Source organism: Streptomyces sp. NPDC051976, from assembly GCF_040680795.1.
Lineage (GTDB): Bacteria > Actinomycetota > Actinomycetes > Streptomycetales > Streptomycetaceae > Actinacidiphila.
On the sequence record NZ_JBFAXL010000013.1, the window covers coordinates 158,998 to 171,191 of the forward strand.

Below are 12,194 nucleotides of genomic sequence, written 5' to 3' on the forward strand. Positions count from 1 at the left end.
GGGGGAGGGATCGATGACCAGTGCGACGAGTGCTGCCGGGGCGGGCGGGGCCGTCGGTACGAGGAGCGGGTCCGCGTTCGGCGGGCTGACGCTGCCGGGGGCGGGCGGGCGCGCCGGGCGCTCGGTGCCGATCGCGGGGTTCGTCCTCGCGGCGGCGGTGGCGCTCGCCGTGTCGCTGCGGCTGCCCGCGGGCACCGCCGTGGTGGGCCTCGCCGTCTTCGGCATCCTGCACAACGTCCTCGAACTGCGGTACGTGACCGGCCGGTTCGAGGGTGTGCTGCACGGCCCCTTCCTGCGGCTGCTGGCCGTGCTGATCACCGGGATCGTCGTGTGCCGTCTGTTCCCGCCCTCCACGGGCAGCCACGACGCGGAGATCCTGCTGGCGTACGGGCTGCTCGCCGCGGCCTGTGTGCACGCGCTGCGCGGCCGGTGGCTGCCGCTCGCCGCGGCCTTGGTGCTACTGGCCGGTGCCGCGACGGCGTCGCTGTCGTTCCCCGCCTACCACTTCGTGGTGCTCGCGCATCTGCACAACGTGGTGCCGCTGCTCTTCCTGTGGGAGTGGTCGCGCGGGATGCCGCACGGGCGGGCGGCGTTCCGCGCGGTGCAGTTCGGCTGGGTGCTGGTGATCCCGGCGCTGCTGCTCGCCGGGGCGTTCGACGGGTGGATGGGCGCGGGCTCGGGCTGGACCGACCGGCTGGCGCTGTCGTACACGCCGCCCGCCTGGCAGCACACCTCGGCCGGGCTGCGCTTCGTCGCGGTCTTCGCGTTCCTGCAGACCATGCACTACGTGGTGTGGGTGTGGTTCATGCCGCGGTACGCGCCGGACGCCACCGAGGCGTTCGAGCGGCGCGCGCCGGGCCTGCGCGGCTGGCGCGCGTGGGCGCTGGGCCTGGGCGGGGCGGCGGCGCTGTCCGTGCTCTTCGTCAGCGACTACACGCAGGGCAGGTCGCTGTACGCGGCGGTCGCCAGCTACCACGCCTATCTGGAGTTCCCCGTCCTGCTGATGCTCGTCCTGGGACTCGGCGGCGCGAGCCGGTCCGGGGCCGGGGCCACCGAGAGGAAGAAGTCACCCGATGCTGCTCGCTGACGTCGCCCCGCCGCCGGACAGCGGCGGCTCGAACCACCATGTGGTGATCACCGTGGTGGGTGTGCTGCTGCTCGCGGCGGTGCTGGCCCTGATCATCGCGGCGGTCTCCCGCCGCAAGTGACTGCCCGCGCCCCCGCCGGGCGCCGTGGTTAGGGTTGCGGGGTGAGCGTATTCGCCCAGGAACTGCCGACCAGGCTGCGTGCCGTACGGGACGCGGTCCGGCTGTGGTTCGCCCCCGCGCGGGTCCAGGACGAGGGCGCGACCCCCGACTACCGCTTCTCGCTCGCCAACGAGCGGACCTTCCTGGCCTGGATCCGCACCGCGCTCGCCCTGATCGGCGGCGGTTTCGCCGTCGACCAGTTCCTCACCGACCACCTGACCCACTGGGTCCGCGTCACCCTCGCCCTCGCCCTCCTCGCCGGCGGCGTCGCCTGCACCCTCCGCGCCGTCAACCACTGGGTCCGCTGCGAGCAGGCGATGCGCCGCGGCGCCAACCTCCCCGTCTCCCGCTTCCCCGCCGTCCTCGCCGTCATGGTCGCCGTCATCGCGGTGGCCATGGTCTGCGTGGTCCTCTTCGGCTGGGCCGGATGACACCCGCTGCCGCGGGGGCGACGCCGGAGAACGGCCCCGACGACGAGGACGACCGCGATCCCGGGTTGCAGCCCGAGCGGACGCGGCTGGCGTGGCGGCGTACGACGCTGTCCTGCGCGGTGACCGCGGTACTCGCCGGGCGGCAGGCGCTGCACAGCGGTGGCCGCGCGGTGTCAGTACTGGCGGTGTGCCTGGCCGCCCTCGCGTTCCTGGCCTTCCTGCGCTTGGCCCACCGGCGCATAGTGCAGCTCGGCCGCACCCCGCGGCCCCCCCTGATGTCCGCGAGGGCCGCCGCGGCGCTGGCGGGCTGCACAGTGGCGCTGGCCCTGTTCGGCACCGCGCTGGTGTGGTGAGCCGCTCCCCCACGCGGAACGTCAGGCCGTACGGCCACTGGCGGGTGGTCGTACGGCCTGACGTGGCTCTCACCGGCTGGGCCCGGTCGGTTCCTCGGGCACGTGCGGCCCGCGGGGATCGGGCACCGGCGCGTCAGGCGCCGGACTTCGCCGCCGCGGCGGCCTCGTCCTCGGCCGCCACCATGTCCTCATTGGTCGCCTCGGGCACCGTCACGTGGGAGGCGACGGGCTGGGTGTGGTGGGCGGCGAGGCGGATGTGGCGGAGTCCGGCGAGGGCGACGACGGAGACGAGGGCGAGGGCGGCGCCGCCGATGGCGAAGCTCAGGGTGAACTGGGACTCGGCGGGGAGGGCCGGGACGCCCGGGGGGAGGTGGGGCACCGTCTTGGAGGCCAGGACGGTGGTGACCACCGCGCTGCCGATGGCGCTACCGGTGGAGCGGGAGATGGAGTTGATGCCGTTGGCGATACCGGTCTCGTGGTGCGGGACGCTGCCGACGATGACCGCGGGCATGGCCGAGTAGCCGAAGGCGATCGCGATGCCGACGAAGGCGCCGGCGCCGATCACGGAGACGCTGTGGCTGTGGTCGGCGACGATCCAGGCGAAGCCGATCGCACCGGCCAGCGAGGCGAGGACCAGGACGACACGCGGGCCGTGCCGCCGCACGAGCTGGCCGCCGACCGGCGCGGCGAACAGCGAGACCAGGGTGCTGGGCAGCAGGTACTCGACGGAGGCACGCAGCACGCTGGCGTCGAAGCCGTACCCGACCAGCTTGGACGGCATCTGGGCCAGGTAGGAGACGCCGATGAAGAGCACGAAGACCCCGAAGCCGACCAGCAGCCCGGCGAGGTTGGCGAAGAGCACCGGGCGGTGGGCGAACATCCGCATGTCGACCAGCGGTTCGCTCACCCTGCGCTCGACCAGCACCCAGACCGCGGCCATGACGGCGGCGCCGACGAAGCAGCCGATCTCCCGCGGCGAGGTCCAGCCCCACTCGTGGCCCTGGGTGATCGGCAGCAGGAGCAGGACGAGGGTGACGGCGAGCGTCAGGGTGCCGAGGACGTCGGTCCGTCCGCCGGTCTTGTGCCGGGTGGCGGGGACCAGGGTGACGACGGCGACCAGCACCAGCACGGCCATCGCGGTGGCCAGCCAGAAGGCGCTGCGGTAGTCGGGGTGCGAGCCGGAGGTGAGCAGACCGGTGGCGACCAGCGCGATACCGCTGCCGAAGGCGAAGGCACCGCTGGCCATGGCCATGGCGCCGGGCAGCTTCTTGGGCTCGATCTCCTCGCGCAGGATCGACAGCGCGAGCGGGAAGATCGCGGTCGCGGCGCCCTGCAGCACGCGTCCGACGATCAGCCAGAGCAGCGAGTGCGTGGTGGCGGCCAGCAGCGTGCCCGCGATCAGTACGAAGAGCACGCCGACGAGGGTCTGCTTCTTGCCGTGCTGGTCGCCGAAGCGGCCGAGCACCGGGGTGAAGACGGCGGCGGAGAGCAGGGTCGCGGTGGTCACCCAGCTCGCGTTGGCCGCGGTGGTGTGCAGGCTCGACTGGATCAGGCCGAGGATCGGCACGACCAGCGTCTGCATCATCGACACGACCATCGCGGCCAGGCTCAGGGCGAAGACGGTGGCCGCCCGGCTCCGGCCCCGCTCCGCGGTGGCTGTTGTGGTGCTGCTCATGACTGAGGGGTCCTTCGCTGCGCTGCGGATGTTTCATGTCCTGGATGCTTGAGGTTGGCAAGCAATCCAGCGAAAGAGACGGTAGACCTCAATAGTTAAGGTAGTCAAGTGAATGATTGATGACCTGAACCTTCTGCGGTTACCATGGCGGCATGACCGCACCGGCCGCCTCGTCAGCGCAGCCCCCCGCCGCCGCGCCCCCGCACGTACCCAGCAGGAACGACCTGCTGGAGTCGCTGGCGGTCATCGCCGGTGCCCAGTGGCGGGATTTCGCGGCCGCCGCCGCGCACCAGGGACTCACCTCGATGCAGGCGAAGCTGCTCGGCCAGCTCGTCCGGCCGCTGCCGATGCGGGAGCTGGCGGCACTCCTGGGATGTGACGCATCCAACGTCACGGGGATCGTGGACCGGCTGGAGGCGCAGGGCCTCGCCCGGCGCGAGGCCGACCCGCACGACCGCCGCGTCAAGCGCGTGATCGCCACCCCGGAGGGCAAGGAGACGATCCGCCGGGTGCGGGCCGACATGCACGTGATGCACAGCGCGCTGAGCGCGCTCGACGACGAGGAGCGGGCCGCGCTCTACCGCCTCGTGGAGCGGATGCGGCCCGCGCTCGACGTCTGAGCGGGCCCGTCTCCCCGACGCGTCAGCGCGCCCGGACCGCCCGCCCGCGTAGCGCCGAGGCCAGGGCGCGTACGTCACGGTCGGCGAAGCCCGGCTCGAGGGCGATCCCCCTCACCAGCGCGTCCCGTACGGCCCGGCCGCGGCCCGCCTCGACCAGGGCGAGCGACTCCGCGAGCGCCTCGGGGAGTTGGTGGTGGTGCCAGGGCGTGGCGGCGTCCTCGTCGAACCACCGCACCGCCGGGAAAGAGCCGTGCACCTTCGGCTGGTCGTTGCCCAGCCAGGACCAGACCCGCCAGTGCAGCGACACGTTCACCACATGCCCGGCGGGCAGCGTACGCACCCAGCGGGCCGAATCGGGCGACTGCTGCCAGCGCCAGTGGTTCGGGCTGGTGCTGCCCCGCACGGTGACGCCCACATAGCGCAGCTTGCGGCGGATCACCGCCCACGGCTCGCGGCTCTCCTCGATCCACGCGGCCAGCTCGCCGTGGAGGGTGTCGAAGGTGGAGCCGCTGGACACCACGTCGACCAGCGCCAGCGGGCGCCCGCGCCGGGCCAGCGCGTACGGTTCGAGGCCCGCGGCGGCCAGATGCTCGCGGAGCCTGCGGCGGCGCGCTCCCACCCACCGGTCCCGGCCGCGGACGCTCACCGGCAGCCGGACCAGGCCGCTCGCCCGCGGGACGCCCTCGAAGGCGCCGATGAGCAGGTCGTACACGCTGTCCAGCGAACGCCCCACGAAGCACAGGTCGGCGGCGCGCGACCGGGCCAGCACCTTGGCCGTGCACTCCGTCAGCTCCTCCAGGTACCACAGCCGCGCGGGGCCCGTGCCGTCCGCGAGACCGCCGAGCCGCGCAGGGGCGCCGCCCGCGTGCGAGGACAGCGTCCAGCGGTACGGCTGCGGGGGCGGGGACGCCGAGGGGTGCTGGCTCACGCCCACCAGTGCAGCACCCGGGAGCGGCGGCGTCACCGCAATTTCCGCCGCCCAGCCGCCCCGCCGCTCCGCCGCCCCGCTTCCACGCAGACTGCGAGGCGGCGGTTACGGGGCCAGGATGTCGAGTTCGCGCAGCGCGCCGACGCAGATCTCGCGCATCAGGTCCTCGGCCGCCCGGGCGTCGCGGGCGCGGACGGCCTCGGCCACTCGGACATGGAGGGTGACGGCGGCGGGGTCGGGCGCGGTGAACATGACGTGGTGCTCGGTGCGGCCCGTGAGTACCTCGGCGACGACGTCGCCGAGCCGGGCGAACATCTCGTTGCCCGAGGCGGAGAGCACGACACGGTGGAAGGCCACGTCGTGCACCAGGTACGCGTCGAGGTCCGCGGCGCGGCCCGCGGCGGCCATGTCAGCGGCGAGCACGGTGAGTTCGCGGCACTGCTCGGGGGTGGCGGCGTCGGCGGCCAGCCCCGCCGCGACGGGTTCGACGGCGGTACGCAGCATCGTCAGCGACCGCAGCTGGCGGGACCGGTCGGCGCCCGCGAGCCGCCAGCGGATGACCGCCGGGTCGAAGACGTTCCACTCCTCGGTCCTGCGCACGGTGATACCGACCCGGCGCCGGGACTCGACCAGATGCATCGCCTCCAGCACCCGGACGGCCTCGCGCACGACGGTGCGCGAGACGCCGTAGCGGGACTCCAGCTCGTCGATGCGCAGCACCGTGCCGGGCGGGTGCGCGCCGGAGGCGATGGCGGGGCCGAGTTCGGCGAGCACACGGGCGTGCAGGCCGCCCGCGTCGTCCCGCTCGTCGCGCGGGATTCCCTGCTGAGGCATGACGACAGCTTAAGCCGCGGCACAGTCATATGACTTTTGCATCACAGTCACTTGAATAAGTAGTACCTAAGGCGTTTAGTGGTCGCCACACCCCGTCGGCCGCGCCCCGGCCGCCCACCCGTGGAGGTACCCGCACATGACGACCGCACCCGCCTCTCGCCCGGTGATCGTGGTCATGGGGGTCTCGGGCTCGGGCAAGTCGACGGTCGGCGGCCTGCTGGCGGCGCGCCTCGGCGTGCCCTACGCGGAGGCGGACGACTTCCACCCGGCCGCGAACATCGCCAAGATGTCCGCCGGCCACCCGCTCGACGACACCGACCGCGCCCCTTGGCTGGACGCGATCGCGGCGTGGATCGCGGAGCGCGGCGGCAGGGGCGGGGTGGTGAGCTGCTCGGCGCTGCGCCGCCGCTACCGGGACCGGCTGCGTGCCGACGCGCCCGACCTCTTCTTCCTCCACCTCGACGGCTCCCCGGAGCTGATCGAGGCGCGGCTGGCCGCGCGTATGCAGCACTTCATGCCGCCCGGCCTGCTGCGCTCCCAGTTCGAGGCGCTCGAACCGCTCGGCGCCGACGAGGCGGGGGCCGTGGTGGCGATCGACGGCGGCCCGCAGCAGACCGCCGAGCACGCCTTCGCCGTACTCCCCCGCTGACCGTCCGTCCCCGCTTCTCCCCTCTTCCTCGTCACCCCGCTGTCCCCACCTCTCCTTCCGTGCGCGCTTCCCCCTGCGCGCGCGTTTCCGCCCGCTCTCCAGGAGTCCTCTGTGTCCGCACTCAGCGTCGAGCTGCTGGCCGCCGCCACGCCGCCGCCCATCACCACCGCGGGCGACGCCCGGCTCGCCCTTGCGGCGGTCGCCGGGATCGCCGTCATCGTCCTGCTGATCACCCGCTGGAAGATGCACGCGTTCCTCGCCCTGACCATCGGCTCCGGTGTGCTCGGAGCGGTCGCCGGAGCGCCGCTCGCCAAGACCGTCACCAGCTTCACCACCGGCCTCGGCACCACGGTGGCCGGCGTCGGCACGCTGATCGCGCTCGGCGCGATCCTCGGCAAGCTGCTCGCCGACTCCGGCGGCGCGGACCGGATCGTCGACACGATCCTGGCCCGTACCAGCGAGAAGCGGCTGCCGTGGGCCATGGCGCTCATCGCCGGGCTCGTCGGCCTGCCGCTGTTCTTCGAGATCGGCATCGTGATGCTGATTCCGGTGGTCCTGCTGGTGGCCCGGCGCAGCGGCCAGTCGCTGATCCGGCTCGGCATACCCGCGCTGGCGGGTCTGTCCGTGATGCACGGTCTGGTCCCGCCGCACCCCGGTCCGCTCGCCGCGATCGACGCCGTCCACGCGGACATGGGCACCACGCTGGCGCTCGGCGTCCTGGTGGCGCTGCCCACCCTCGCGATAGCCGGGCCGCTCTTCGGGCGGGTCGCCTCCCGCTGGGTGGACGTGACCCCGCCGGAGCGGATGACCCCGGCCCGGCCGTCGGACGAGCTGGAGCGGCAGCCGAGCTTCGCCGCCACGGTCTGCACGATGCTGCTGCCGGTGGTCCTGATGCTGGCCAAGGCGCTGGTGGACGTCACGGTCGACGACCAGGGCAGCCTGACGTACCGGATCTTCGACGTCGTCGGAACGCCGCTGGTGGCGCTGCTCGCCGCCGTGGTGCTCGCGATGTTCACCCTCGGCAGGGCCGCGGGCTTCACCAAGGAGCGGATCTCCGCGACCGTCGACAGGTCGCTGGCGCCGATCGCGGGCATTCTGCTGATCGTGGGCGCGGGCGGCGGCTTCAAGCAGACCCTGATCGACTGCGGCGTCGGCACCATGATCCTGGACCGGTCGCAGAGCTGGCACATCTCACCCCTGCTGCTCGCCTGGCTGATCGCGGTGCTGATCCGCGTCGCCACGGGTTCGGCGACGGTCGCCACCATCTCGGCCGCGGGCCTGGTGGCCCCCCTGGCCGCGCACATGTCCACCACCCACACGGCACTGCTGGTGCTCGCCGTGGGCGCGGGCTCGCTATTCTTCTCGCACGTCAACGACGCCGGATTCTGGCTGGTCAAGGAGTACTTCGGGATGGACATCCCGCAGACCCTCAAGACCTGGTCCGCGATGGAGACCGTGATCTCGGTGGTCGCGCTCGGTTTCGTCCTGCTGCTGTCGCTGGTGCTGTGACCTGTCCCTGGTGTGGTGACCTGTCACCGATGTGGTGACGCGGGCGCCTACGACGACGCGGGGCGGACCGGGGGTGCTCACCACCGGTCCGCCCCGCTCGCGTTGGCGCGTCAGCGGCTCACCAGCGCGGCACCGACGGCGTCTTCCAGTCCGGGTCGGCCTTGCGCATCGCGGCGGCGTCGTCGCGGTCGCGCATCGAGCCGTCGTCGTCCACCCAGCGCTGGTGCAGCGCCTTCAGGGCGTCCTGGTCGAGTGCGACGCCGAGGCCCGGCAGGTCGGAGACGGTGAGCCGGCCGTCGGTGAATTCATGCCGCCGGGTGATGACGTCCTCGGTCTGCCACGGGTAGTGGGAGTCGCAGGCGTAGTCCAGGTTGGGCACGGTGGCCGCGACATGGGTCATGGCGGCCAGACTGATGCCCAGGTGGGTGTTGGAGTGCATGGACAGGCCGACGCCGAAGGTGCGGCAGATCGCGGCGAGTTCGCGGGTGTTGCGCAGTCCGCCCCAGTAGTGGTGGTCGGAGAGCACCACCTGGACGGCCTTACGGGTGAACGCCTCCTCGATCTCCGGGAAGGTGGTCACGCACATGTTGGTGGCCAGCGGCACCTCGGTGCCCGCCGCGACCTCGGCCATCCGCTCCGTCGTACTGGCCGGGTCCTCCAGGTACTCCAGGACGTCGCCCAGCTCCCGGGCCACGTACAGCGAGGTCTCCACCGACCAGGCGCCGTTGGGGTCCAGGCGCAGCGGCTGCCCGGGGAACGCCTCGGCGAGCGCGCGGACGGCGGCGATCTCCTCGTCGGGCGGGAAGACACCGCCCTTGAGCTTGAAGGAGCCGAAGCCGTAGGTGTCGGCGAAGCGGCGGGCCTGCGCGACCACGCCCGCGGGGTCGAGCGCGGCGCCCCAGTCGTCGGACTCGTCCTGGCCGTCGGGGTGGGCGGCGAGCCGGTAGAAGAGGTAGGCGCTGTAGTCGACCGCGTCGCGCACCTTGCCGCCGAGCAGTGCGTGCACGGGCAGTCCCTGCACCTTGCCGAGCGCGTCGAGGCAGGCCACCTCGAAGCCGGAGATGATCGACAGCCGCAGCTTGTCGGCGGTCTGAACGCCGCGCAGCCCGCCGACGTCCACGGAGTCGGACACCTCGGCGGGATCGCCGCAGACCCGCTCGGCGAGGGTGAACAGCCCGTTCAGGTCGCTGACGCCGTGACCGGGCAGGGCGGCGGCCAGCGGCCGGGCCAGTTCGAGATAGCGGGTGTCACCATAGGTCTCACCGACCCCGGTGGTCCCGTCGCCCGTGACGACCTCGATGATGAGCCGCGGAGTGTAGGGCTGGTGGACACCCTGGGTGTTGAGCAGCGGCGGATCGGCGATGAGGATGGGGGTCAGCCGCACCTCGGCGATCGTGAGCGCTCCGAAGCGAGAAGCCGTCTGCATATGTGAATTACGTTCACCCATAAGTCCAGAGCGTAGGCGCGCCGCCCCCGGCCAGTCAACGCGGCCGCCACGGCACGCGGGATCGGCGGGGCGCTGGACTACATACCGACTGGTCGGTACGATTTCTCCAGCCACGACGGTCACGAGGAGAAGGCATGAGCGACACGGACAACCCCCCGGGTCTCGACCTGGCCCGGCTGCGCGCCCATCTCGACCGGGAGCGCCCGGGGCTGGTGGGCGGCGCCCTGCGGGCCAAGCTGATCGAGGGCGGCCGGTCCAATCTCACGTACTGGGTCACCGACGGCGACACCGAGTGGGTGGTGCGCAGACCGCCGCTGGGCCATGTGCTGGCCACCGCCCACGACATGACCCGCGAGCACCGGGTGATCAGCGCGCTCGCCCCCACCCCCGTACCGGTGCCCGCCACCGTGCTGCTGTGCGAGGACCCGGAGGTGATCGGCGCCCCCTTCTACGTGATGGACTTCGTGGCGGGCACCCCGTACCGCTCCGAGGGGCAGCTCAGGGAGCTGGGTCCTGAGCGCACCCGTGCGGTCGCGCTCGCCGTCGTCGACACCCTGGTGGACCTGCACGCGGTGGACCCCGCCGCGGTCGGCCTCGCCGACTTCGGGCGCCCCGAGGGCTTCCTGGAGCGGCAGTTGCGCCGCTGGGGCAAGCAACTCGACGCCTCGCGCAGCCGCGAGCTGCCCGGTATCGACGAATTGCACGCCGCCCTCGGCGCCACGCTGCCCGCCTCCGGCACGCCGGCGATCGTGCACGGCGACTACCGGCTGGACAACGTCCTCATCGGCGACGACGACCGGCTCACCGCCGTACTCGACTGGGAGATGTCCACCCTCGGCGACCCGCTCACCGACCTGGGCCTGCTGGTGATGTACGGCGAGCAGCAGCTCATCCCCGACCTCCCCGCGCCCACCACCGGCGGCGCCCCCGGACACCCGTCGACCGCCGAGGTGGTCAGGCGGTACGCGGAGCGCTCCGGCCGCGACGTGTCCGCGATCGACTGGTACACCGCCTTCGCCTACTTCAAGCTCGCCGTGATCCTCGAGGGCATCCATTACCGCTTCACCCTCGGGCAGACGCTCGGCGCGGGCTTCGACCGGATCGGCGCCGTCGTCCCGGTCTTCATCGAGCGCGGCCGGCACACCCTCCAGCACCGGCCCCACCAGCAGGAAGGCTGAGCACCCATGGATTTCGCCTTCGACAGCCGTACGGAGGAACTGCGGGCCGAACTGCTCGCCTTCCTCGACGAGCACGTGTACCCGGCGGAGCCGGTCTTCGCCGAACAGCGCGAGCAGGCCACCGGTGACGCGGTCTGGTCCGCGCCGCCGGTCGTGGAGGACCTCAAGGCCGAGGCCAGGCGGCGCGGCCTGTGGAACCTCTTCCTGCCCGGCGAGCACGGCGCGGGGCTGACCAACCTCCAGTACGCGCCGCTGGCCGAACTCACCGGCCGCAGCCCGCATCTCGCCCCGCCCGCGCTCAACTGCGCCGCGCCCGACACCGGGAACATGGAGGTGCTCAGCGAGTTCGGCACCGCCGCCCAGCGCAAGGAGTGGCTGGAGCCGCTGCTCGCCGGGGAGATCAGGTCCGCCTTCGCCATGACGGAGCCGGACGTCGCCTCCTCGGACGCCACCAACATCGAGACGCGGATCGTCCGCGACGGCGACTCGTACGTGATCAACGGCCGCAAGTGGTACATCTCCGGGGCGATGAACCCCAAGTGCGCGATCTTCATCGTCATGGGCAAGACCGACCCCGACGCCGACCGGCACCAGCAGCAGAGCCAGATCCTCGTGCCGCGCGACACCCCCGGCCTCGAAGTGCGCCGCGGCATGCGGGTGTTCGGCTTCGACGACGGCGACCACGGCGGCCACGCCGAAGTGGTCTTCCACGACGTCCGGGTGCCCGTGGAGAACCTGGTCGGCGAGGAGGGCGGCGGCTTCGCCATCGCCCAGGCCCGGCTCGGCCCCGGCCGCATCCACCACTGCATGCGGCTGATCGGCATGGCCGAGCGCGCCCTTGAACTCATGTGCCGCCGCGCGGCGGGCCGGGTCGCCTTCGGCAAGCCGATCGCCGCCCAGGGCGTCGTCCAGGAGTGGATCGCCGAAGCCCGCGTCGAGATCGAGCAGTTGCGCCTCCTCGTCCTCAAGACCGCCTGGCTCATGGACACCGTCGGCAACCAGGGTGCCCACACCGAGATTCAGGCGATCAAGATCGCCACCCCCCTCGCCGTCCAGCGCATCATCGACCGCGCCATCCAGGTCCACGGCGCCGCCGGAGTCAGCCAGGACTTCCCCCTCGCCCACCTCTACGCCGCCGCGCGGACGCTGCGCTTGGCCGACGGCCCGGACGAGGTCCACAAACGTTCGCTGGCCCGCCGCGAACTCCGCAAGTACGCCTAGCCCGCAGCGGCGAGGTGCCCGCGCCCCGAAGGGGCGCGGGGAACTGCGCGACCAGCCCATGACCTGGCTGCAGGTCACCACCGGCCCCAGAGGGGCAGATCG

The 12,194-nt window shown here is 72.6% G+C and carries 13 protein-coding genes; 9 read left to right on the plus strand and 4 right to left on the minus strand.

The window, feature by feature from the left end:
- Positions 1 to 13: 13 nt before the first annotated feature.
- Genes AB0M29_RS16570 through AB0M29_RS16585 form a run of 4 tightly spaced genes read left to right on the plus strand, consistent with a single transcriptional unit; the run spans position 14 to position 2,031 of the window.
- Positions 14 to 1,087, plus strand: coding sequence for a hypothetical protein (locus AB0M29_RS16570; RefSeq protein ID WP_365383083.1), 1,074 nt, complete (start codon positions 14 to 16; stop codon positions 1,085 to 1,087).
- A complete protein-coding gene (locus tag AB0M29_RS16575) occupies positions 1,074 to 1,208 on the plus strand; it encodes a hypothetical protein (RefSeq protein WP_365383085.1) in 135 nt (44 codons plus the stop codon). Before AB0M29_RS16570 ends, AB0M29_RS16575 begins: the two co-directional genes overlap by 14 nt.
- Positions 1,209 to 1,249: 41 nt before the next feature.
- Positions 1,250 to 1,678: a DUF202 domain-containing protein gene (locus AB0M29_RS16580; RefSeq protein WP_365383086.1), complete on the plus strand. Its 429-nt coding sequence runs from the start codon at positions 1,250 to 1,252 to the stop codon at positions 1,676 to 1,678.
- Positions 1,675 to 2,031 (plus strand): DUF202 domain-containing protein, encoded by a 357-nt coding sequence (locus AB0M29_RS16585; protein ID WP_365383088.1) that lies wholly within the window; start codon positions 1,675 to 1,677, stop codon positions 2,029 to 2,031. Before AB0M29_RS16580 ends, AB0M29_RS16585 begins: the two co-directional genes overlap by 4 nt.
- Positions 2,032 to 2,164: 133 nt before the next feature.
- On the opposite strand, the gene AB0M29_RS16590 is transcribed toward AB0M29_RS16585, so the two are convergent.
- Positions 2,165 to 3,706, minus strand: a complete 1,542-nt coding sequence (locus AB0M29_RS16590) for an MFS transporter (protein ID WP_365383090.1) — start codon at positions 3,704 to 3,706, stop codon at positions 2,165 to 2,167.
- Between the two features lie 152 nt (positions 3,707 to 3,858).
- Here AB0M29_RS16590 and AB0M29_RS16595 point away from each other — a divergent pair, with 152 nt between their 5' ends.
- On the plus strand, positions 3,859 to 4,326 hold the full coding sequence (locus AB0M29_RS16595; RefSeq protein WP_365383091.1) for a MarR family transcriptional regulator: 468 nt from the start codon (positions 3,859 to 3,861) through the stop codon (positions 4,324 to 4,326).
- 22 nt (positions 4,327 to 4,348) lie between these two features.
- Here the strand turns inward: AB0M29_RS16595 and AB0M29_RS16600 are convergent, their stop codons facing one another.
- Both AB0M29_RS16600 and AB0M29_RS16605 read right to left on the minus strand, forming a co-directional pair.
- Positions 4,349 to 5,254 (minus strand): hypothetical protein, encoded by a 906-nt coding sequence (locus tag AB0M29_RS16600; protein WP_365383093.1) that lies wholly within the window; start codon positions 5,252 to 5,254, stop codon positions 4,349 to 4,351.
- A 105-nt stretch (positions 5,255 to 5,359) separates the two neighbouring features.
- Positions 5,360 to 6,088, minus strand: coding sequence for an FCD domain-containing protein (locus AB0M29_RS16605; RefSeq protein ID WP_365383095.1), 729 nt, complete (start codon positions 6,086 to 6,088; stop codon positions 5,360 to 5,362).
- Between the two features lie 136 nt (positions 6,089 to 6,224).
- Between AB0M29_RS16605 and AB0M29_RS16610 the strand changes: the two genes are divergently transcribed.
- Positions 6,225 to 6,737, plus strand: a complete 513-nt coding sequence (locus AB0M29_RS16610; RefSeq protein ID WP_365383097.1) for a gluconokinase — start codon at positions 6,225 to 6,227, stop codon at positions 6,735 to 6,737.
- A 111-nt stretch (positions 6,738 to 6,848) separates the two neighbouring features.
- Positions 6,849 to 8,246 carry a gluconate:H+ symporter gene (locus AB0M29_RS16615; RefSeq protein WP_365383098.1) on the plus strand — a complete coding sequence of 466 codons (1,398 nt, stop codon included), beginning with the start codon at positions 6,849 to 6,851 and terminating at the stop codon, positions 8,244 to 8,246.
- Between the two features lie 118 nt (positions 8,247 to 8,364).
- On the opposite strand, the gene AB0M29_RS16620 is transcribed toward AB0M29_RS16615, so the two are convergent.
- Positions 8,365 to 9,672, minus strand: coding sequence for a glucarate dehydratase family protein (locus AB0M29_RS16620; protein ID WP_365383100.1), 1,308 nt, complete (start codon positions 9,670 to 9,672; stop codon positions 8,365 to 8,367).
- Between the two features lie 155 nt (positions 9,673 to 9,827).
- Between AB0M29_RS16620 and AB0M29_RS16625 the strand changes: the two genes are divergently transcribed.
- Together AB0M29_RS16625 and AB0M29_RS16630 are read left to right on the plus strand one after the other, a co-directional pair.
- A complete protein-coding gene (locus AB0M29_RS16625) occupies positions 9,828 to 10,871 on the plus strand; it encodes a phosphotransferase family protein (protein ID WP_365383102.1) in 1,044 nt (347 codons plus the stop codon).
- Positions 10,872 to 10,877: 6 nt separating this feature from the next.
- The gene (locus AB0M29_RS16630) at positions 10,878 to 12,092 is read left to right on the plus strand and encodes an acyl-CoA dehydrogenase family protein (protein ID WP_365383104.1); all 1,215 of its coding nucleotides are present in this window, start codon (positions 10,878 to 10,880) and stop codon (positions 12,090 to 12,092) included.
- Positions 12,093 to 12,194: the final 102 nt, after the last annotated feature.

What these genes read in the sequence shown, in the direction of transcription:
- AB0M29_RS16570 (WP_365383083.1), top strand. Translation starts at nt 14, where the DNA reads ATGACCAGTGCGACGAGTGCTGCCGGGGCGGGCGGGGCCGTCGGTACG.
- AB0M29_RS16575 (WP_365383085.1), top strand. Translation starts at nt 1,074, where the DNA reads ATGCTGCTCGCTGACGTCGCCCCGCCGCCGGACAGCGGCGGCTCGAAC.
- AB0M29_RS16585 (WP_365383088.1), top strand. Translation starts at nt 1,675, where the DNA reads ATGACACCCGCTGCCGCGGGGGCGACGCCGGAGAACGGCCCCGACGAC.
- AB0M29_RS16590 (WP_365383090.1), bottom strand. Translation starts at nt 3,706, where the DNA reads ATGAGCAGCACCACAACAGCCACCGCGGAGCGGGGCCGGAGCCGGGCG.
- AB0M29_RS16595 (WP_365383091.1), top strand. Translation starts at nt 3,859, where the DNA reads ATGACCGCACCGGCCGCCTCGTCAGCGCAGCCCCCCGCCGCCGCGCCC.
- AB0M29_RS16605 (WP_365383095.1), bottom strand. Translation starts at nt 6,088, where the DNA reads ATGCCTCAGCAGGGAATCCCGCGCGACGAGCGGGACGACGCGGGCGGC.
- AB0M29_RS16610 (WP_365383097.1), top strand. Translation starts at nt 6,225, where the DNA reads ATGACGACCGCACCCGCCTCTCGCCCGGTGATCGTGGTCATGGGGGTC.
- AB0M29_RS16620 (WP_365383100.1), bottom strand. Translation starts at nt 9,672, where the DNA reads ATGCAGACGGCTTCTCGCTTCGGAGCGCTCACGATCGCCGAGGTGCGG.
- AB0M29_RS16625 (WP_365383102.1), top strand. Translation starts at nt 9,828, where the DNA reads ATGAGCGACACGGACAACCCCCCGGGTCTCGACCTGGCCCGGCTGCGC.
- AB0M29_RS16630 (WP_365383104.1), top strand. Translation starts at nt 10,878, where the DNA reads ATGGATTTCGCCTTCGACAGCCGTACGGAGGAACTGCGGGCCGAACTG.